Genomic DNA, 20,991 nt, shown 5'->3' on the forward strand with positions numbered 1-20,991 from the left:
ACGACCCTTATTTATGAATTCACTATTTTGTTATTCTGTCAATGCGTAAGTCCTAGTGTCTATTACTCCTAACTTACCTAAAGCTTTCTAGTTGGGAGTTTTCTTTTTTCGGCCTAGCGTTTTTTAGTAAAAACTGGAATTTATGGATGTCAAAAATGAATAAAAAAGTCCAACGTCAAGAAGTAGTTTATTCTGCAACATCTTTTGCATCTGGTGTTCACGGTGCTGTAGAAGCTCAACAAAACGCAGCAGCAACCGATGCCATACAGCAGGGGATGGATTTGTTCAGAATTGCTGCTGAAAAACTGGGAGCAGTTGATCCTAAGATTTCACAAGGTAATCTATTTGAATATATAGAAGCTGCTAAATTTAATGCAGATGCTGCTTTAAACAATTCTCCACTCAAGGCAGTTGTAACAGCGGCTGAGGGTAAACCTCACGCTGTTGCTGATATTTTGATTAAGAAGGGTGATCTCGTTATTGAGGAAGTTCAAGCTAAGTCTATGGACAAAGCTAGTCACCTAACTCATGCTGTCAGCAATCAAAAGTATCAGGGAATGCAGAAACTAGTGCCTGATGGTAATGCTGAAAAAGTAAAGCAACTAGCTGAAAAACGTTCGCAATCAGGAACTCTCAAAGCAGAGGAATATGCAGATACAGCTAAAAATACTACGGATAGACTCAAAGCAGGGAAAATCCAATCTGATGGGACATCTTATAAGGAAAATCTTTGGGCTGCTGAAAATCCTGATATCTACGCAGCTATCACCGAAGCAAAGTATGTTGCTAAGGAAGCAGCCGTTACAGGAGCTAATGCAGCAGTTGCAGGATTCATAGTTGGTGGAGTAATTTCAGTAGTTAAAAACAGCATAACTGTTTTTAAAGGCGAAAATACTGTCGAAGACGCAATTGTTTCCACTGTTAAAGATGCAGGTAAATCTGGCGTGCGTAGTGCTACTACAGGTATAGGAGGTACGCTAATCAGGTATGGAGCTACTAAGCTAGGTGTTAAAGCATTAGCCAAATCTAATGTTGCAGTTACGGTCGCTGCTGGTGTTATTGATGTTGGTGCTTCAGTCTACAGCTTTGCAAAAGGAGAAATTACAACTGAGGAGTTAATAGAAAGAGTTGGTCAGACTGGAACCTGCACTACATATAGTCTGTATGCAGGCACAGCAGCAGGAGCTATTTTTGGCCCTGTTGGTGCAATAGTTGGAAGTATAGCAGGGTATCTTATTGCTGCGAGTATCTATCAATCTGCTGCCACTATTTTCAAACAGGCTCGTTTGGCAGAGGAAGAAGCTGAACAAGTAGAGGCTATCTGCGAAGCAGCTTGTAAAGTTATGGCAGAACAACAGGCAGAGTTTGAGCATCTTTTTGAAGCAAACTTTCAGGCTCGTTGTGTAGAATTTGATGCTTGCTTTACTGCAATAGATGCAGGATTAACCTCTAATAAGCCAGAGTTAACAACTCTAGCTCTTGCAAACTTTGCCGAACTTTTTGGCAAAAAACTACAATTTGAAAACTTTCAAGAGTTTGATGACTTTATGATTAATTCAGATGAACCTCTAATTCTTTAAATTTTTACTTTATCTAAAAACGGAGAGGGGGAGATTCGAACTCCCGGAGGTTTTAGCCTCATCCGATTTCAAGTCGGACGCAATCGACCACTCTGCCACCTCTCCAGTAAATCTGTCAAACTTGTGCTTATCCTAGTTTCAGACGCTATTCAGGCGGTTTTGTTGATTAGCACTAAACTTGACAGATAATACTATACCCTATTATCCACGCAGATTGCACTACTGGATGCGAATGTCTACGACACAATACGCGATCGCTCGTACAAAATTTCCCCCTTAGCCACCTGAAAGTCATTCCCCACCCAAACTAGGGAAACTTGCGAAACCACACCCGCCTCTAGGGTGACAATGGAAAAATTACGCAACTTCTCGCCGTCATTTTCCACAATCCTGGGGACACTAGCCGCATTTAAGTAAATTGTCCCCTCTGGACTTCTAAAGATGGGTTTGCGCTGCACCTTCTTGGTATGGCGTAAATCTCGGTGCATGTGACCAAATGTCACCAGAGGAATGGTTTTACCAGCAGTCAAGGCATGAGAAATCGCCTCGCCAAAATCTGGATCGCCAAAATCGCCGCCAATTGGATGCCAATCTTTCCCGCAGGGGTCTTCGGGGCGATCGCCTAACCCACTAGGCCCATTGTGACCCAAAAATATAATTGTCTCGTAAGCGGCGCTTTTAACTGCTTTCCCGATGCGATCGGCGGATTCTTCCAAACTCGTCACACCGTAACGTTCTTTACAGATTTCCGCGAATTTCCACTCTGGGCCACCCCAGGTAAAGGGACGACCCCCCACTACAGTTAAATTCCAAGCGGGAAAATCCAACTTACCGTAACCGACATGGGACGAACCTAATAAATCGAGTTGTTCCTGTACCCAGTCTTCCTTAGAGCGGTCATAAGGAGCCTTTTTGCGTCCCCATTCTGTGGCCGTGTACCAGGCATCGTGGTTGCCCATCACGGCTGCTTTGGGAATATCGAGAGATGCGATCGCTCTGACCACTTCCACCGATTCATTGCCAAAATCCCCGACGAACAGCACTAAGTCAACACCCAAATGCTTGAGTGCAACGCCATCTTCCACTTCCCATTGGTCGTGAATATCTCCAACTACAGCAATTTTGAGGTTTATCGATTGAGTTTCTTGACTGGTCATGCCACTTTCCTTGCCGTCTATCTCCAGGATATGAAACTCAGCCCGATTTGGACACAACCCCAAAATATCAACCGTCCACTATTTTTGGTAAAAACTACTATAATTGAATCCACAGGACATACATTTGCAACATAAAGCACCCCTAAACTGTGTTTACTACTGCACTAGCTCAACGAGAAAAAACCCAACTGGGTGAACTACCACTAGATTTGTTTGCCGCGATTCAGAGTCTCAAAAAAGAACTCAACGCCGTTATCCTGGCACATTATTATCAAGAGCCAGATATTCAGGATATTGCAGACTTTATTGGGGATTCATTACAACTAGCAAGAGCCGCCGAAAAAACCAATGCGGATGTGATTGTCTTTGCTGGGGTTCACTTCATGGCAGAAACAGCAAAGATCCTTAATCCCGATAAATTAGTACTTTTACCAGATTTGGATGCTGGTTGTTCTTTAGCAGACAGTTGTCCACCAGATGAGTTTGCAGCTTTTAAAGCAGCGCATCCAGATCATCTGGTGGTATCTTACATCAACTGTTCTGCTGATATCAAGGCGATGAGTGATATTATTTGCACCAGTTCCAACGCTGTGAAAATTGTCCAGCAGATACCGAAGGAACAGCCGATTATTTTTGCCCCAGATCGGAATTTAGGGCGGTATGTCATGGAACAGACTGGACGAGATTTGGTGCTATGGCAAGGTAGCTGTGTTGTCCATGAAACCTTTTCAGAAAAGAAAATTGTCCAGTTAAAAATTGCCCATCCTGAAGCAGAGGCGATCGCACATCCAGAATGTGAAAGTAGTGTATTGCGCCACGCCAGTTTTATTGGCTCCACAGCCGCTTTACTCAAGTATTGCCAAAACAGCCCCAGCAAAGAATTTATCGTTGCGACAGAGCCTGGAATCATTCACCAAATGCAAAAACTAGCTCCTGACAAGCACTTCATCCCCGCACCGCCGATGAATAACTGCGCTTGTAACGAATGTCCCTTTATGCGGTTAAATACCCTAGAAAAGCTTTACTGGGCAATGAAAAATCGTACTCCCGAAATTACCATGTCAGAGGATATTCGGCTGGCTGCACTGCGACCAATGCAACGAATGCTGGAGATGAGCGTGTAACCAGTATTTTTTCTCAGATGGTAGAGACGCAGTTTTGTTGCGATCTCTACCCCGAAGTTATTTTTTCTAATTACTTGCTATTTCTAAAAGGTGGTGCTAAGATTTTAAATCGTGAGACAAATCGGGTCGGTGTCCGAGTGGTTAATGGAGACGGACTGTAAATCCGTTGGCTTGCGCCTACGCTGGTTCAAATCCAGCCCGGCCCACCACTTACGAAGTTATAAGTTATAATGACTGGGTTAAGAGCAAAGCTCCCAGCATTGTAGCTTACAACTAAAAAACCCAAATCATATTTTGCCCGTGTGGCTCAGTGGTAGAGCACACCCTTGGTAAGGGTGAGGTCACGAGTTCAATCCTCGTCACGGGCTTTTTAAATTTATAAAACAATCAACCCAAATTCAAAGGTTTCAGCCTTATTAAGAGATATTAGATGTTCAAAAGCTAAGTCTCTTACTTGCATTCGTGGTTATTCTGACTATGATTTTGACTATGAGCTTGTTTTTTGACTATGATTTGACTATGATTTTTATAGAGCAAATTATTTTAATAGTCAAAATTAATGGGCAGAACACAAAAAGCGTCTAAAGGAACAGTAAGTGTTGAATCATTTCAAAGTCGATTACGTCTAAGACTGCCAAGACAACTTTACGAAGGTACACAAAAATATTTGACTCTGAATTTAGCTGATACGCTAGAAAATCGTCAGCTAGCAGAACAGAAAGCACATCAGATAGAGTTAGACATTACATCTGGTAGCTTCGATGAAACACTGGCTAAGTACAAGCCACAGAGACATTTATCTATAGTTACTCCTGGCGAACAGCAGAAGATATTAACAATTTCAGACCTGTGGGATAGGTACATTGATTACAAGCGCCCATCTCTAAAACCTAGAACACTGGATAAACTAGCTGTACTAGAAAAACATATTAAACGCTGTCCATATCAAGATTTGGATGAGGGTATAAAAATCAGACTCGCATTGTTGCAACAAACAACTACCTCACAAGCCAAAGATGTACTTATGTATCTTTCCGCAGCTTGTAAATGGGGAATTAAACAAGGTTTACTAACTTTTAATCCTTTTGAAGGGATGTACAATGAACTTCCCAAACATAAGTGGCAGAATAATTCACAACCTAACGCTTTTAGTGAAGAAGAGAAAGAAAAAATAATTCAGGCTTTTAAAAATCACAAACCATCTAAAGGTATAGGTTACAGCTATTACTCACCATTTGTAGAGTTTTTGTTTTTAACAGGATGCCGACCATCAGAAGCTATCGGTTTGCAATGGAAGCATATTACACCTGATTGTTCTCAAATTACCTTTGAAGGCGCATTAGTTCAGGTGGGAAATGGTGAAAGGGTAAGGGTTAATGGCTCCAAGAACAATAAAAAGCGCGTTTTTAACTGTAACCAACGACTACAAGAATTAATTTTAAAAATAAAACCAGAACATATTGAGCCGGAATCTTTAATATTTCCATCACCAGAAGGATTATCAATACATTACAGAAACTTCTCACGTCGAGCTTGGGATAAAATTGTAGACCCATTAGTAGAACGTCAAACCACACCATATTCGTGTCGTGATACTTTCATATCTGAGCAAATTGCTAAAGGTGTTCCTACTGCTATAGTTGCAAAATGGTATGATAATTCAGTGGATGTTATAGAACAAAAATATCTTGATGCTAAACTTTTAGACCAACTTAAACCGCTTTAGTATTCAGAAATTCACCTCCTTACTCAAGCTAAGGTCACGACTTGTTTCCTCATTATGGTGGGTTATTAACTGTCCTTCTACTTTTCCATAAGCTTTCTTCACCCAATACCCTCTGGGTGGCTTTTCTACTCCATAAGTTTTACACCACTTTTCTACAGCCTTATCAGACACGCCAAAATCTCTACCAATTTGTGCAGTTGGCTTTTCCCAAACTAGTTTTTCTAGTTCTTCTTTTGATGGTCTTTCTACTTTTCTAGTATGAATTCTAGAATCTGGGTTAACCTTTCTGGTTGTTAAGTCAACGCCAAACTCCTTGTAGGTTCGCTTAAGTGCTACTTCAGTAAAGTCTGTAAAATCCTCCCACCAGTAAAAAGGATTGGGTGATTTAGGTGGCGTTGTCCTGATACCGCAACCGCCAAACTTGATTGATGGATACACTACTTTGTTTATATCTGGCAAATAAAGACCATAGAAATCAAAGTCATCAGATTTGTACTTTTTCTCATGACAACCATTCTTGTCTGCCCAATTGCTTTTATTTTTCAGTGTGCCATCACAACTGTATTTAGCTTGAATTCTGTAACATTTGCCATCTTTGTAGGCAATCAAATCAAAGGATGCGTGTTCAGTTACTACTGGTACAAAAACCGAATATTCTTTCTTTACTAAATCTGCTATCACTTTAGCAGCTGCTAGATCACCCTTGTCTTTTGTGTGGTGCATTTATATGAACTCTCAAGGCTTTTTGGTAAATTACCATAAAAAGGCTTTTTTAGGGTTCATATTCAGTTAAAACGGGCGCGGCAGGGCTCGAACCTGCGACCAACGGATTAGAAATCCGTGGCTCTATCCACTGAGCTACGCGCCCAAAACAAAATCATGGCTCCCGAAAGAGTCACCTACATTATTATATCGTCTTCACCTACCAAGAAGCAATCAAAAATTGCAGATTTACTACTAGCAAGGCTAAGATGCTAGTCGCTAGTTAGTGCAATCTACACCGAAAACGAAACAGATGGGGTATTGGTTTAGATATATTGTGTTGTCAAGGGGTTATTTGCCCGTTAGCGCTAACGTCCTCTGGGCGGCTACCTTCGGGAAGCATCTGGCGATCGTGAGGCTCATTTTCACAGTATGCTAGGTAATTTCAGCCTTGGCGATACTGCCAAATGCCATTATATATTCCATATTAAGAGTGCCCCTGTGAGGAGTTATTTGCTAGTGCCATGTTTATTCTCAAACGGCAGGATGTTGAAATATCAAGCATTCAGCACCCAAAAAAGGATCAGCAAGTGCCGATTCTCAGTTATCAAGGGCAAACTTTTCGCTTGATTAGTGTTTTCAAAGCTAGTCAAGAAGAAGAAGCTAGAGCCTTATGGAGAGAATTGACGGATAACCGAGGTAAAGCTTGTGTTTTGCTGGAGGAACCGGAACGCTTTAGTGTTTGGGGCAAAATCCGTTTAGAGCAGCTGGATAGTGACACAGGTGGTCATGGCAAAACGGCGATTTTAATCCAAGCCAGTATTTTGCTGTTACAAGGTGTTTCTATCGATATTGAAGAGTTTTTAGGTGCTAGACAAGTTGCATTATTTGAAAAAGATATTGCCGAAGTATTAAAGCAGAAGCAATTTCCCCAAGCGTCTTCTCTAGAAGCGGTTAAATATTTGGTGTCTACTAATCCTTTGCCGGTAGCCAAAATACCTGATTGGCAAGAAAATCATGTAGTTATTCTGTTACAAGAACTGCATCGATTAGGAAAAGCCTATTTTGGCAATGGTAATTTTACCAAACAAGTAATTTATAAGCTAGAAGATATGCCAGAAGCCGAGCGAGCGCTGTTTATCAATTGGCTAAATCAATCGCCACTGGGTAAACTATGGCAGTAGCATGGAAATTTTTTCAGAAATTCCGGCCACTGGCAAATTGCTTTTGGTGTCCGATTGTGTATTGCCTAGCAGACACACTGCTATATATACAGTCCTTTAACTCAAAATACTGCCAGAGTGCATCTACATAAGTCTTGTCCTATGAATAACTCTTACGAGAATTCGTTCCTTTCTAAATCTATTTTCAATACTCAGAACATTGTCTTAGCTAATATTGGCTGGGCTGTACTGGCACTGCTATACTTTTTGTTGTTTAGTGCCAAAGTTCCCGGAGCCGATGGCATAGAAATCCGGGCTGAGTGGTATGTGATTGGCACAAATATTTTTGAAGCTTTAGCTTATTTGGCTGCCAGTATCTTATGCTTGAGGAACTGGCTGAGTCCACAAATCGTCAGTGGCCGGAATGTTTGGCTCTTAATTGGGTTAGGTATGCTTTCCTATTTCGTTGGGGGGATAATTTTCGGCTATACCGAGATAGTTTTAAAAGATGAACCGGATGTGTCTGTAGGCGATATATTTTTTGTACTGACTTATCTATTACTTGGCGCAGGCATGATTTTAGCTGTGGCTTCCAGGCGAATCAATCTGGAAAAATGGCAGTGGCTAATTGTGTTAGCAATTGCAGTATTTGGTAGTTTGTTGGCATGGTGGATTTCTATACAACAGGAAACATCCACGGAACTGCTAGTCGCTATTTTGAACTGGTTTTACGTAGTTAGCGATGTGGTTCTGTTAATTATTGCTACCACTCTGCTGCTAGCCTTTTGGGGAGGAAGAGTTTCCCAGTCTTGGCGAATGATTGCAGCCGCGGCCTTTTCGCTTTACATTGCAGATATGTGGTTTAAATACGCCCAAGGCCCCAATTATCAAAGTGGAGAGATATTAGAAGTATTTTGGGTGTTTAGTGGAGTGTTATTTGGTATGGGCGCTGCCTTAGAATATGACGCATCACTAAGACGAACGCGGCGTACCAGCACAAGAAAACGAGCTTAGTAAGGATTTTTGGTATCTACCGTGAGAAAATTAACAGACTCTGACAAGCAAGAAATTCTGAAGTTATATCGAGAGACTGCCGAAACAACCTCAACTTTGGCAGACCGCTACGGTGTGAGTAACTCGACAATTAGTCGCCTGCTCAAAAGTACTTTGCCAGAGGATGAGTATGAATACTTAGTCTCTTTAAAGCGGGCTGCGAGAACTCCTGAGGGAAGGGCACAGGTTAGCTACGAGCAGTTACCACTGCTGACTGAACCTGAGCCGGAAATAGAAGTTCCACCCATTGAAAGCCCACCTTTGGAAGTGCCAAAGGTTGAGCCACTACCACGTAAGATAATTCGTGTAGAGCAGGAACTTTACTCAGAGGAAACGGCGGAGTCAATTGCCGCTAGTAGACGGGTGCGGCGACGCCCCTCGGCGGCGGAAAAACCGAAACTCCGAGTCACATCTGAGAAATTAGAAACTCCTGAGCCAAAGCCGCCGGAAATAGTCAGCATCTCCATCCCACCTCTAAAGGTTGAACATCCAGGAGCAGCCGTCATCGCGCACATGCTGGGTGAAGATTTGCTAGACGAATCAGAGGATTTGGATGATTTAGATGATGATGATTTAGAGGATGACGACTTTGAGGAAGAAGACTTTGATGATGATGACCTGGATGAAGAAAGACCTTTAGTCACAAAACGCAGACCAGGTGAAGCATCAGTTCAAGTTTTGCCTCTGTCAGTAGCAAATTTGCCGAAAACTTGCTATTTGGTAATTGACCGTTCCTCAGAATTAATTACCCGCCCTCTGAAAGACTTTGGTGATTTGGGGCAAATTCCCAGCCTGGAAACTCAGCAAAGAACTCTGCCGGTGTTTGATAACCATCGTGTCGCCAAGCGTTTTTCTACAAAGCGCGATCGCGTAATTAAAGTTCCAGATAGTAAAATGCTCCATAAGGCTCGTACTCATCTGCAAGCTAAGGGCATCACACGACTGTTAATTGATGGTCAAGTCTATTCTTTGTCTACGGTTTAGGAGTTAGGAGTTAGGAGTTTCATAATTCTTAACTTTTAACTCCTAACTCTAAGTGTAAACAGCCCTTGCAAAACGCTCTGCTAAGTAAATAATGTCTTGTCTACGAGCAATTTGGTTCATCCATTGTTTGGGAATATTTTCTACCCCGTAGTAAATTCCCGCTAATCCACCAGTAACAGCAGCAGTAGTATCGCTATCTCCGCCTAAGTTGACAGCTTTCAGTACCGCTTCAGAATAAGACGAGCTATTTAATAAACACCATAAAGATGACTCCAAGGTGTCAATCACATAGCCACCAGAATTAATCTCTTCTACTGGTACTTTGGCAATCTCACCACTGAAAATTCTGCCAAAATGCGGCTTCTCTAATAAAAACTCCCGCACAGAATAAATTGTTTGGATGTCTTGTAATCCTTGTAAATAAGCTGTTTGCGGGTCAGCCCCTTCTAAGAGCGCCACTGCAATACTAATATAAATGCCGCAGGCCATTTGCGATCGCGCATGAGCATGGGTAATTGCCGAAACATCATGCACCCGCGCCAGCAATTCGCCTAAAGTTAAGTTTCTGTGACAATAAGCCATTGGCAAGATTCTCATTAAAGAACCATTGCCATTACTATTTTCAACCTTACCGCCTGCCTGATGGGGAACAACTCCCTGTTTCAGGCGCATAATTGCTGTGTGGGTAGTTTGACCAATATCAAAGACATCGCCACGGGGAGTCCAGTAAGCCTCCTTGTACCAGCGCCAAAAGGAATTGGCTATGGCATCCAAGGAATACCCCCTACAAAGGCATTCTGCCAAGCAAAAGCTTAAGGAACTATCATCTGACCAAGTTCCTGGTGGTTGATTCCATGTGCCATAACCCAACATCGTTGTCACTGGAGATTTTACTCGTTCAGCACGGCTAGTAAACTCTACTGGCACACCCAACGCATCACCGACACATAAACCCATCAAACCAGACAATGTTTTTGCAGCGGTTAGCATTATTCAATCTCCACAAAAATTGCTCAAAATTAACTTTATAGATTCCCTCTATAACTTGTTGCAACAGATGTTACAGCCTACTTTTTCATCCTCTGTGAAAAGCTCGGCACAAATTTTTTATTAGGGTATTTTGTTTACCAGATACTTACTAAGTTTTAGTTCCAAATATTGTGCCAGTTTTCAAAGCGTCTATTTTGGGAACAAAGAACTCGGACTAAAAGACATTGAATGTAATTATAACAGCTAGTTTATTATTTTCAGAGATAGTTAGCTTGTAAATTATAGGCATCAATAGAAACATTCATTTAACAAAACTTAGAAAAAATTCGGAACATTTTCACACGATTTTCGACTTGAAATGTACAAGTAAAAAATACAAAATTTGGACAAAATTATGAAACGCTTACTCAAGTCTTTCGTGACAATTTCTGCATTGTCTTCCTTAATAGTTGCTCCTTTTGTTCTATCATCTGGTCAAGCTTCTGCTGAAACCAAAAAGGGTACTGATGCTAGTTATGTTGGCGCTGGTGTTGCAGCTGGCGTTACTAGTGGCGGACAAGGTATCAACGACGATGCCACATTTGGCGGTAATGTCACAGGCCGCGCAAAATTAGGAAATACGCCGTTTTCTGCACGCGGTAATGTCCTCTGGAGCGATAAGACAAGTGCTATCATCCCAGAACTTTCTGTGGATGTGCCTATTGCTAATAAAACTAATGCCTATTTAACTGGTGGTTATTCTTTTGTAGAGAAAGATGGCTCACCAACTCCCATAGGTAATAGAGATTCAGTAGTGCTTGGTGCTGGCGTTGAATCGGAAGTTGCTAACAATTTCCTCGTCTACACTAATGCCAAAGTCGGACTTGGTGCTTACCAAAATAGCGATGCTTCTGCTGTTAGCATCAATGGTGGTATTGGCTATCGCTTCAAATAAAAGATTATTGAGTCCTTATTGGCTCTATACTTTACTTAAGTACTCAGGACTCAGCACACAAAACTCATTACTCCTAAAAGCTGGTTTTGTTAAGTGTTAAATCACTGATAAAGCCGGCTTTTGCCGTGGTAAAATTAAAATATTCCTCATTATTCCGGCCGGATTACCGGGGATCAAGTAGCCGAAGGGTGCTGATTCGGCGTCTACGTAATGCTTTATTGAGAATACTATACAAGTCTAATGGTTAAATCTGCTCCTTCCCCCATCGCTAGCCGTAAGCCTTCCAAAGTCGAAGGAATCAAGGAAAATAGTAATTTTTTGCGTGAACCTGTAGCAACTGAGATCCTTCAAGACACTACCCATTTTACTGAAAATGCGGTACAGCTTTTGAAGTATCACGGTTCTTACCAGCAGGATAACCGCGACAACCGCACCAAGGGACAGGAAAAAGATTACCAGTTTATGCTGCGGACAAAAAATCCGGGTGGTTTAGTACCGCCGCAGCTATATCTAGCTTTAGATAAAATTGCTGATGAGTATGGCAACCACACATTACGAGCAACTACCCGTCAAGGTTTCCAACTGCACGGAATTTTAAAGAAGAATCTTAAATCAGCAATTGCTACCATTGTCAAAAACCTGGGTTCGACTTTGGGAGCTTGCGGCGACATTAACCGCAACGTGATGGCACCACCAGCCCCCTTTAAGAATCGTCCAGAGTATCAGTATGCTTGGGAGTATGCCCAGAATATTGCTGACTTGCTGACAGCGCAGACAGGCGCTTATTACGAAATTTGGTTAGATGGGGAAAAGGCAATTAGTGCTGAAGAAGCCCCAGAGGTGAAGGCAGCGCGACAACGCAATGGAAATGGCACAATTATCCATGACAACGAAGAACCGATTTATGGCACGTACTATATGCCCCGCAAGTTTAAAATTTGCGTGACGGTGCCAGGGGATAATTCCGTTGATTTGTATTCCCAAGACCTGACATTGGTAGTAATTACCAATAAGAAGAAGCAATTAGAAGGATTTAATATTTTTGCTGGTGGTGGCTTAGGCAGAACCCACGGTAAAGAAGAAACTTTTGCTAGGTTAGCAGATCCCATTGGTTATGTGGCGAAGGATGACGTTTACGACATAGTAAAAGCGATTGTTGCTACCCAGAGAGATTATGGCGATCGCACCGATCGTCGTCATGCCAGATTAAAATATCTAATCAATGAATGGGGTGTAGATAAATTCCGCGCCCAAGTTGAAGAATATTTTGGTAAACCAGTCGAAGCCTTTAAACCACTACCAGAGTTTAAATATTACGACTTCCTCGGCTGGAATGAACAAGGTGATGGCAAGCTATTCTTAGGAATTTCCATTGAAAATGGTCGAATCAAGGATGAAGGTTCGTTTCAACTGAAAACCGCTTTACGGGAAATTGTCGAGCAATTTAACTTACACATACGTCTGACAGCCAACCACAACCTGATTTTTTACGATATCGAACCAAATAGCAAGGAAGCTATTCAAGACATTCTCAGCCGTCACGGTGTCGTAGACGACCCCAGTAAAATCGAACCTCTAGTGCGCTATGCAATGGCTTGTCCGGCTTTGCCCACTTGCGGCTTGGCAATCACGGAATCAGAACGAGCAATACCAGGTATTTTGGAGCGGGTTCGCGTCCTATTGGATAAAGTTGGTTTACAAAATGAACATTTTGTGGTAAGGATGACAGGATGTCCTAACGGCTGCGCTCGTCCTTACTTGGCAGAATTGGCCTTTGTTGGTAGCGCTCCAGAATCTTACCAGCTATGGTTAGGGGGTTCGCCAAATCAGACTCGACTGGCACAACCTTACACAGAAAAGCTGCACCATAATGACTTGGAAAGCTTCTTAGAGCCTATTTTTGTTTACTTTAAGAAATCTCGGAAATCGAAGGAAAAATTCGGTGATTTTTGCGATCGCGTTGGTTTTGATGCCATCCGCGAATTTGCTAGCACCTACGAACCCCAAACACCCAATGGTGCAAGCAAATCACGCCATCGGGTCAACTTGAAAGAAGAGGTTTATAGCAAGTTGAAGGAAGTTGCAGAAAGCCAAGGTAAGCCGATGACTCAGTTAGTGACTGAAGCGTTAGAGGTTTACTTCCAGAATCTTTCCTAAGCCGAATCAATAATTCAACCATGATGGACACAGATGGACTTATCTGTGTCCATCTTTGATATTCTTGAAATTCCAAAATCCCATGTCTCAACTGCAAAGAATTGCGATCGCACCCTCCCAACTCCAACAAGGGCAAATTTTGCTCACTAAAGAACAACAGCATTATTTAGGGCGTGTGTTGCGCTTGCGTGAAGGCGATCGCTTTATTGCAATGGATGGCGTGGGGAAATGGTGGTTAGCGCAGCTTGCAGGGGAACAAGCAGAGGTTTTAGAACCGCTTTTGGTAGAAACTGAATTACCTGTAGCAATTACGCTGATGGTGGCGTTGCCCAAAGGCAATGGATTTGATGAAGTGGTGCGGTGTTGTACAGAGTTGGGAGTAACTTGTATTGCACCAGTATTGAGCGATCGCACTTTGCTTGATCCTAGTCCTCAAAAGCTCGAACGTTGGCGGCGCATCGCTGCGGAAGCGGCTGAACAATCAGAACGCTCATTCGTGCCGACAATTTTAGAGCCTGTTGCTTTTAATACTGCTATCACTGGCAATCAGACAAGTCACCGTTACATTTGTGAGGCTCGTGGTGATTATCCTCATTTAAAACATTGCTTACAGCACAAAGGACAAATGACCAATGACAAAGGACAAGAAACAATTGTTATTGCTACTGGCCCAGAAGGGGGATGGACAATACAAGAAATTGAGAATGCGGAGTCAGCTGGATTTAAACCTGTTTCTCTTGGTCGTCGCATCCTGAGAGCAGTTACAGCCCCAGTAGTAGCATTATCCTTGATTTCCGCAGCTTGTGAAGTATAAATGATTTATAGCTCACGCAAAAGTGATTTTGGGTGAGACATCACTCCAGCGTGTATTTAAAGTGATGATTGAGCAAGTTGCGATCGCCTTTGAGCATAAAGACTATCAAACAGCGGCTAAATTACTCAAACAGCTGCAAAAAGAATCACCAGACAATCCTTGGGTACAATTTTATCTTGGTCGGCTGCATGAAGTATCTGGAAAGCGTCAGAATGCGGAAAAAATTTATCGGCAACTGCTGCGAGATACGACAAATACCAAAATAGTGGTGCTAGCACGTCAAGGTTTGCAACGACTACAAGAAATGGAACTAGAAGAAAGACAAAGAGCCATTTCTCAAGCAAAATCTGAACCGAATAACACCGAACTTGGCGTACTAGTTTTAGAACCACTTAGTAACGATCTGAAAACAGAAGCGTCTCGGAAATTTGCCCAGATTATGCAGCTAGACCCCTACACTGCAAGGCTATTACTACCAAGTCGTGGCTGGAGGTTGTACCGCACTGGTCAAATTGGAGAACTAAAATTTTATGGAAAACAGTTACAACAGGCTGGAATTCCTTGCTTTTGGGCAACAATAGCTCAAATTCAGCAAATTCAAGTTTATCAAGTCAAACATTTCCAAGAATCTAGCCCACAAGCTACTATTGTTTGCCGTAATGACACAAATCAACTCGGTTCTCTCACCTTTGACTGGTCAGAAGTCACAGCCAGAGTAGTAGGACTATTACCTATTTTTGAACAAGTTGTAGATGTTGATCCCTACCGTAAACTCGAATGGAAAACTCAAACACAAGATTATGCTCAGTTTTGTGATTTACACATACCTGGTAGACGTTGCATTCTCCGATTTTATGATAACGGTTATGAATTCCAGGAAGGTTTAGAAATCATTCCTCAAGCTAGCCAAAATACAATCAGAATTAATTGGAATAATTTATCTAGTTGGATTAACCAGCAACTACCTCAAGTCAAAATCTGGTCAGATTTCACATCTTTTGCAGATACAACATTAGATCAGACAGAAATGCTGAGTCATATCAAGTCTCACATTAATCTGTTTCGCCGGGAGCAGAGTAATTGGGATTCAGCTTTTCATTTATATAGTGGGCTGGTGTTTATTAAATAATTTGTAGTTCAATAGAAATGACGCGCTTTATACATGACAAATTTGCCAAAGACTATCTGGAAGAATTACTAAAAGATTACGGAGAAGTTAAGCCATCAGAAAAAGTTTCAGGGGAGATTAAAGAAATAGATGTTTTATTCACTCCTGATAAGCAGCAAAGCTCTAATTTACAAGTGCTAGGTTTACTAGGAAGATTTGCTGAACATCCTGCGATAATTGAACCCTTCCGCAATCCAGCTTCTACTGATGAAATATGCGACTGTATTCTCAAATTATTAGAAGTAAAGGCTTTATTGCGACGAGAAGCTAAAGCAAATAAAACCAAACTTCAGGACTTAGAAATTCCCAAATTATGGGTTCTTACACCTACCATATCTGAAACTAGATTGTCTAGCTTTGGAACTATTGAAAAAGAAAGTTGGTTATCAGGAGTACATTTTTTGCCGGAGGCTTTGCGGACAGCAATTGTGGCGATACATCAACTACCGAAAACACCACAGACGTTATGGTTGAGGCTTTTGGGAAGAGGAAGTGTGCAGTCACAGGCAATTATCGAGTTGCAAGCGTTAAGCTAATCGGCATTCAAGCTGCAATATAGCTGAGATTGCCTTTGTTTTTGATTTGGCGATGCCACTTAATCACTAACTCGCCTTGATTCAAAAGCTTATCTAGCAGTGATTTTAATTCATCTACTGATTTAAATAAGCGATGAGCAATATATTCTTTACATGAGTGCCAGACTAACTCAATAATATTGTAATCAGGGCTGTAAGCGGGTAAAAACTCTAAAACAAAATTTGGGAACTCTTCAGATATTTTAGCTAGAATGTCTTTGCGTTTATGAAAACTAGCATTATCTAAAATTAAAATAATCTTCGGCCCAGATTTCGCAAAATCTTCGCCCAGGTTTCCTTTACTTATCCACTCCTGTTTAATTAATTCAAATAATAGTTGTAATTGCTCGTAAAAAATATCTGCATTACCTTTTTTCACGAAAAAGCATACCCGCTTTCGGTCTAATTCTCGGATTGCTCCCATCACATTAACTCGACCACAACGCCGTTGCCCTGGAACATTTTTACGTTTTCCTTTTTTACCGCAATTCTTGCGTCTAATTACACGTAAACTAAACCCGCTCTCGTCCCAAAACCATACCTGTAGACGCTCTGGCTGTTCTCGTGCAATCAATAAATATTGGGTAAGTTTTTCTTTAAATTTTGCTCTATCTACTGGATTTTGTTTATCCTCTAGATCATATTTAGCCCAAATATAACTATACTTTTTTCGCTTTAATATCCTCCTCACTTGAGAGCTACTTAAATCAATACCTGTTTTCTCGGTTAAATATGTAGCTAATCTTTCTGCTGTCCATTTCCCAAATTCGTAACCTAATGATGAGGGTTCTTGATCAACAGTTTTTAATAAAAGTTCAATATATTCAGGAGTGGCTTTTCGGCAATGTTCGTACTCTCTTTTATTATGTAAGGTTTCTAAATTATCTGGATCTCCATGCATACACCAATATGCCACTGTTCTATGCGAACAGCCTAAAAATTTTGCAATTTCGTGTTGCGGCTTCCCATCATTTTGCAGAAGAATAATTAGAATTCTTTCCCTGATATGCGGTAGGTTGCTCTCTTTTAGAGCTTCCTGTAGCTTGCTGACTTGCTCCTGTGTTAAAAAGTTCTTGGCTGGTGGCGGCATAGGTGCTTTGAAACGGCTTCATCTTCTTATTATGCAACTTAAGTGCCGATTAGCTTATCAAACCTGGCGAACAAATTGATGTCACAATCCGTTACACCGAAAGCTTAAAATTTGAGGCGGGAAATTACGAATTTGTTTTCCCGATGGTGGTGGGGCCAAGATATATTCCGGGAAGGCCGATAGATGGTAGCGGTGACACAGACCAAGTTTCCGATGCTTCGCGCATTACACCGCCTGTAGTCTCTGAAGGAACGCGAACCCGTCACAATATTAATGTCACAGTCGAAATTGATGCAGGTTTACCAATTTCTCAAGTGCGTTCTCCTTCGCATCAATTAAAAATTGAATACTCACGTCAAATTGTGCGAATTCAATTAGCTGGAGAAGATACAATTCCTAACAAAGATTTAATTCTCCGCTATCAAGTTTCTGGCAAAGAAACTCAATCTACAGCCTTAACCCAAGCCGACGATCGCGGCGGACATTTTGCGATATATCTAATTCCAGCTTTGGAATATTCCACCGATGAGATTGTCGCCAAAGATGTCGTATTTTTGGTGGATACTTCTGGTTCTCAATCTGGCGATCCGTTGCAAAAGTGTCAAGAATTGATGCGGCGATTTATCAATGGGTTGAATCCCAACGATACTTTTACAATTATCGATTTTTCCGATAGAGTCAGACAGTTATCGCCAAAACCTCTGCCGAATACAGCAGAAAATCGTGCTAAGGCGATCGCTTATATTAACAATTTACAAGCTGATAGCAGCACAGAAATGCTCAGTGGCATTCGTACAGCCATCAATTTTCCCACACCAGTCGGAAGATTACGCAGCGTTGTACTCTTAACCGATGGCTATATCGGCAACGAAAATGAGATTTTAGCAGAGGTACAACAGCACCTACAACCAGGAAATCGCCTTTACAGTTTCGGTGTTGGTAGTTCAGTTAACCGTTTTTTACTAAATCGCATCGCCGAAATTGGCCGGGGAATATCCCGAATTATTCGTCATGATGAACCCACAGAAGAGGTTGCCGAAAAGTTTTATAGGCAAATCAACAATCCTGTACTTACGAATATTCAAATTTCTTGGCAAGGTGACACAGAATCACCTGTGATTTACCCAAAGGTAGCCCCTGATTTATTCAGCGAACAACCATTAGTTTTATTTGGTCGCAAACAAGGTAGAGCTAGCGGTAATGTGCAAATTTCCGGCATTTCTGCGGGCGGTAAGCACTATGAAAAAAAATTCCACCTCATATTTGAAGAAACAGGAAATCTTGCTGTAGCGCAGTTGTGGGGACGCGCTAGCATCAAATACTTGATGAATCAAATGGTAAGTTTTGAAACCAAAGCTGGTGTAGAAGCAGTTACAGAAACAGCCTTAACTTATCAACTGCTTTCTCAATACACTGCTTTTGTAGCTGTCAGCGATGACGTGCGGGTTGAACCAGGAAGCGAATACTTATCTATGCAAGTGCCAGTGGAAATGCCTGAAGCAGTTAGTTACCAAGGAGTGTTTGGCAATGCTCCGGCTGGTGGTTTTGCGCCTCAAATGAAATTGCCAGCACCAGCTTCAGCAAAAGCTCCCGATTTTCTCCGGCAAAAGCGATCGCCACAATCCCCAGTAGCTAAAGAAGCTAAGATATCTTTGAGCTTTGATTTAGAAGAGATAGAACAAGATGAAATATCAGATGCAGCTATCAATCATCAGTTAGAGGTTATCAGTGTTACTGGCTTGGATGAAACAGAAATTGCTAACCTAACCCAATACCTTCAACAACTAAACTTTCCTTCTGGCTTCGATGGTGAAATCGTTTTTGAGTTCACCGTCAATAAAGGTCGGGTAGAACGGGTAGTTTTGGATGAGGAAACCTCTACCCTAAAAGATGCAGTTGTAGTGGAGAAAATTAAGCGATCGCTCCTACTTTGGAGAGTTTCCCCATCCACAACTGGCAAAGTTATCTTAACCTTAAATCTTCATGTTTAATTTGTAGAGACGCTTTAGTATTGCAGCACAAAATGCAATTTCGCGTCTCTACAAATTAATTAATTCTTAGGGGTTTTAACCTGACGTGCCAATTCTAGATAAGCACTCATATTCGCCCCTGGACGACGACGACCATTAGAGCTTGTAGTCGAAGGAGCAAGATATTTTGGTGCAAAGGTGGTTTCAGTTGGTTGCTCTTTGAGTACTTTGGCTGCTGCGGCTTTTGCATTTTTGCCCGGTTCAACTCTAAGACCCTCAGCAGTCTGGACTAGCTGAACATCGGCTGGTTTAGGATTTTTAGCTGATTTTTCCTTACCCTTAGTCTTAGCCGCGGCAGTTTTTGTTCCGTTTAATGAATCTGGCTTAGATAGAGTTGGTGCTTCTGATGTAATTGTCTCTGCTACTTTCTTAGCATTCGATGCAACTGTCGATGTAACTGTCTCTGCTACTTTCTTAGCATTCGATGCTACCTCTTTAGCAGCATCTTTGGCTTCGTCCAATTCTAAGAAGTAGCCGTTGCTTTTTTTCTTACCTGGTAACAGTCCGGTAATGAAACCCAAAATACCGCCAAGAAAACCCTGAATACCCGAAATTAACTTTTTGATAAAATCCATTACAATTACTCCTGCCTTTTACCTTTTATATTGGGAACTCTACCGTAATTGTTAAAAATCACGACAAAATATTACATTTTCTACTTTGCGTCACCTCGTTCTGGTGACAACCCTTATAGGCTTGTACTTAATTAACATTGTAGTAAAATCACAGGGCAAATGTTCTATTGCAAGCATTTGCAACCTACATACACTAAGAACTAATTATTAAATTTTACTGTAACTAAGAGCAAGATTCTGAAAGCAAGCTTTACAAGAATTAACATTTCTTTGTTTGGTAAATATCCAATTGAAGTTAAACAAGCAGTTTACTCTCAACCAGTGGCAAGAGTGTCATAGCCAAATAGCAAATAGCAAGATTAATTCGTTAAATTTTATACAAGCTATTTTTGAAAGCATTTCAGTTTTGTTTGCAACAATATCTTTATAAAGAAAGAATCCGAAAAGCAATAGCTTCAGTTTGTAGAGCAGTGTGTACCTACACAAGTGAAATACACCTCTTAATTCAGCCAGATTTTGTAAATGAATATTGAAAATCAACAACGCAATCCCGTTTTGCTAATACACGGTATTGACGACACAGAGGCAGTTTTCCATAGAATGGCGGCTCAATTAAGACTACAGGGTTGGTCTGTACATTCTCTGAATCTGGTTCCTAATAATGGTGATGTGGGTCTTGATGAATTAGCAAAGCAAGTAGCCGATTATGTTACAGCTACCTTTGCACCAGAACAACGCCTAGATTTAGTAGGCTTCAGCATGGGAGGAATTGTTAGTCGTTACTATGTCCAGCGACTAGGAGGACTTAACCGCGTGCAGAGATTTATTACCATCTCTTCACCCCATCATGGAACTGTGGTTGCTTATGGTTCCTGGCGTCCTGGTTGCATACAAATGCGCCCCGACAGCATTTTTCTCAAGGATTTAAATTCTGATGCTGTAATATTGGGGCAGATAAATTTTACGTCTATCTGGACACCTTATGATTTGATGATTGTCCCAGCAAACAGTTCACAAATGCCAGTAGGACAGGAAGTAATAATACCAGTTGCTCTACATCCTTGGATGCTGACAGACTCCAGAAGTTTAACAGTAATCACAGCAACCTTAGCAGAGCCTATCAAGTTATCCTTGCTGAATAAAAAATCTAGTCAGTAGGAAGGATAATT

The 20,991-nt window shown here is 41.5% G+C and carries 17 protein-coding genes, 4 tRNA genes and 1 pseudogene; 15 read left to right on the forward strand and 7 right to left on the reverse strand.

The annotated features are described in order from the left end of the window. Positions 1 to 155: 155 nt before the first annotated feature. A complete protein-coding gene (locus HWQ39_RS21995) occupies positions 156 to 1,580 on the forward strand; it encodes a hypothetical protein (RefSeq protein ID WP_292849571.1) in 1,425 nt (474 codons plus the stop codon). Between the two features lie 20 nt (positions 1,581 to 1,600). On the opposite strand, the gene HWQ39_RS22000 is transcribed toward HWQ39_RS21995, so the two are convergent. Both HWQ39_RS22000 and HWQ39_RS22005 read right to left on the reverse strand, forming a co-directional pair. Then, positions 1,601 to 1,685 (reverse strand) — tRNA-Ser (locus tag HWQ39_RS22000). A 131-nt stretch (positions 1,686 to 1,816) separates the two neighbouring features. After that, positions 1,817 to 2,737: a TIGR04168 family protein gene (locus HWQ39_RS22005; RefSeq protein WP_292849573.1), complete on the reverse strand. Its 921-nt coding sequence runs from the start codon at positions 2,735 to 2,737 to the stop codon at positions 1,817 to 1,819. A gap of 149 nt (positions 2,738 to 2,886) precedes the next feature. On the opposite strand from HWQ39_RS22005, the gene nadA reads away from it, so the two are divergent. The 4 genes from nadA to HWQ39_RS22025 all read left to right on the forward strand — a co-directional run bounded on the left by nadA (position 2,887) and on the right by HWQ39_RS22025 (position 5,587). Further along, on the forward strand, positions 2,887 to 3,861 hold the full coding sequence (gene nadA / locus HWQ39_RS22010) for a quinolinate synthase NadA (protein WP_292849575.1): 975 nt from the start codon (positions 2,887 to 2,889) through the stop codon (positions 3,859 to 3,861). A gap of 123 nt (positions 3,862 to 3,984) precedes the next feature. Further along, positions 3,985 to 4,070: transfer RNA gene (locus HWQ39_RS22015), tRNA-Tyr, on the forward strand. Positions 4,071 to 4,157: 87 nt separating this feature from the next. Beyond that, positions 4,158 to 4,229 (forward strand) — tRNA-Thr (locus tag HWQ39_RS22020). A gap of 191 nt (positions 4,230 to 4,420) precedes the next feature. Then, a complete protein-coding gene (locus HWQ39_RS22025) occupies positions 4,421 to 5,587 on the forward strand; it encodes a DUF3596 domain-containing protein (RefSeq protein ID WP_292849577.1) in 1,167 nt (388 codons plus the stop codon). 3 nt (positions 5,588 to 5,590) lie between these two features. Here HWQ39_RS22025 and HWQ39_RS22030 read toward each other — a convergent pair whose 3' ends face one another. Further along, positions 5,591 to 6,310, reverse strand: coding sequence for a group I intron-associated PD-(D/E)XK endonuclease (locus HWQ39_RS22030; protein WP_292849579.1), 720 nt, complete (start codon positions 6,308 to 6,310; stop codon positions 5,591 to 5,593). Between the two features lie 72 nt (positions 6,311 to 6,382). Then, positions 6,383 to 6,455 (reverse strand) — tRNA-Arg (locus HWQ39_RS22035). A gap of 358 nt (positions 6,456 to 6,813) precedes the next feature. On the opposite strand from HWQ39_RS22035, the gene HWQ39_RS22040 reads away from it, so the two are divergent. The 3 genes from HWQ39_RS22040 to HWQ39_RS22050 all read left to right on the forward strand — a co-directional run bounded on the left by HWQ39_RS22040 (position 6,814) and on the right by HWQ39_RS22050 (position 9,489). Continuing rightward, positions 6,814 to 7,473: an Npun_F0813 family protein gene (locus HWQ39_RS22040; protein ID WP_292849581.1), complete on the forward strand. Its 660-nt coding sequence runs from the start codon at positions 6,814 to 6,816 to the stop codon at positions 7,471 to 7,473. A 141-nt stretch (positions 7,474 to 7,614) separates the two neighbouring features. After that, positions 7,615 to 8,466: a hypothetical protein gene (locus tag HWQ39_RS22045; RefSeq protein ID WP_292849583.1), complete on the forward strand. Its 852-nt coding sequence runs from the start codon at positions 7,615 to 7,617 to the stop codon at positions 8,464 to 8,466. 21 nt (positions 8,467 to 8,487) lie between these two features. Next, a complete protein-coding gene (locus HWQ39_RS22050) occupies positions 8,488 to 9,489 on the forward strand; it encodes a transposase (RefSeq protein ID WP_292849585.1) in 1,002 nt (333 codons plus the stop codon). Positions 9,490 to 9,537: 48 nt separating this feature from the next. Here HWQ39_RS22050 and HWQ39_RS22055 read toward each other — a convergent pair whose 3' ends face one another. After that, on the reverse strand, positions 9,538 to 10,479 hold the full coding sequence (locus tag HWQ39_RS22055; protein WP_292849587.1) for an ADP-ribosylglycohydrolase family protein: 942 nt from the start codon (positions 10,477 to 10,479) through the stop codon (positions 9,538 to 9,540). A 394-nt stretch (positions 10,480 to 10,873) separates the two neighbouring features. On the opposite strand from HWQ39_RS22055, the gene HWQ39_RS22060 reads away from it, so the two are divergent. From HWQ39_RS22060 to HWQ39_RS22080, 5 genes and pseudogenes are all read left to right on the forward strand, one after another. Then, on the forward strand, positions 10,874 to 11,413 hold the full coding sequence (locus HWQ39_RS22060; protein WP_292849589.1) for a hypothetical protein: 540 nt from the start codon (positions 10,874 to 10,876) through the stop codon (positions 11,411 to 11,413). Between the two features lie 240 nt (positions 11,414 to 11,653). Next, positions 11,654 to 13,570 carry a sulfite reductase, ferredoxin dependent gene (gene sir, locus HWQ39_RS22065; RefSeq protein ID WP_292849591.1) on the forward strand — a complete coding sequence of 639 codons (1,917 nt, stop codon included), beginning with the start codon at positions 11,654 to 11,656 and terminating at the stop codon, positions 13,568 to 13,570. Positions 13,571 to 13,652: 82 nt separating this feature from the next. Then, entirely contained in the window at positions 13,653 to 14,384 is a 732-nt protein-coding gene (locus HWQ39_RS22070; RefSeq protein ID WP_292849593.1) for a 16S rRNA (uracil(1498)-N(3))-methyltransferase, read from the forward strand. Between the two features lie 64 nt (positions 14,385 to 14,448). Continuing rightward, a complete protein-coding gene (locus tag HWQ39_RS22075) occupies positions 14,449 to 15,513 on the forward strand; it encodes a tetratricopeptide repeat protein (RefSeq protein ID WP_292849775.1) in 1,065 nt (354 codons plus the stop codon). A 17-nt stretch (positions 15,514 to 15,530) separates the two neighbouring features. After that, positions 15,531 to 16,082: pseudogene (locus HWQ39_RS22080) on the forward strand (hypothetical protein); the annotation flags it as partial. A gap of 13 nt (positions 16,083 to 16,095) precedes the next feature. Here HWQ39_RS22080 and HWQ39_RS22085 read toward each other — a convergent pair. Beyond that, positions 16,096 to 17,217 (reverse strand): IS630 family transposase, encoded by a 1,122-nt coding sequence (locus HWQ39_RS22085; protein ID WP_292849595.1) that lies wholly within the window; start codon positions 17,215 to 17,217, stop codon positions 16,096 to 16,098. Between the two features lie 143 nt (positions 17,218 to 17,360). On the opposite strand from HWQ39_RS22085, the gene HWQ39_RS22090 reads away from it, so the two are divergent. After that, positions 17,361 to 19,208, forward strand: coding sequence for an after-VIT domain-containing protein (locus HWQ39_RS22090; protein WP_366932293.1), 1,848 nt, complete (start codon positions 17,361 to 17,363; stop codon positions 19,206 to 19,208). A gap of 59 nt (positions 19,209 to 19,267) precedes the next feature. On the opposite strand, the gene HWQ39_RS22095 is transcribed toward HWQ39_RS22090, so the two are convergent. After that, entirely contained in the window at positions 19,268 to 19,822 is a 555-nt protein-coding gene (locus HWQ39_RS22095) for a hypothetical protein (RefSeq protein WP_292849597.1), read from the reverse strand. 522 nt (positions 19,823 to 20,344) lie between these two features. Here HWQ39_RS22095 and HWQ39_RS22100 point away from each other — a divergent pair. Continuing rightward, positions 20,345 to 20,980 (forward strand): triacylglycerol lipase, encoded by a 636-nt coding sequence (locus HWQ39_RS22100; RefSeq protein WP_292849599.1) that lies wholly within the window; start codon positions 20,345 to 20,347, stop codon positions 20,978 to 20,980. The last annotated feature ends 11 nt before the right edge of the window (positions 20,981 to 20,991 follow it).

The sequence above is a fragment of the Nostoc sp. NMS8 genome, assembly GCF_017115045.1.
Lineage (GTDB): Bacteria > Cyanobacteriota > Cyanobacteriia > Cyanobacteriales > Nostocaceae > Nostoc.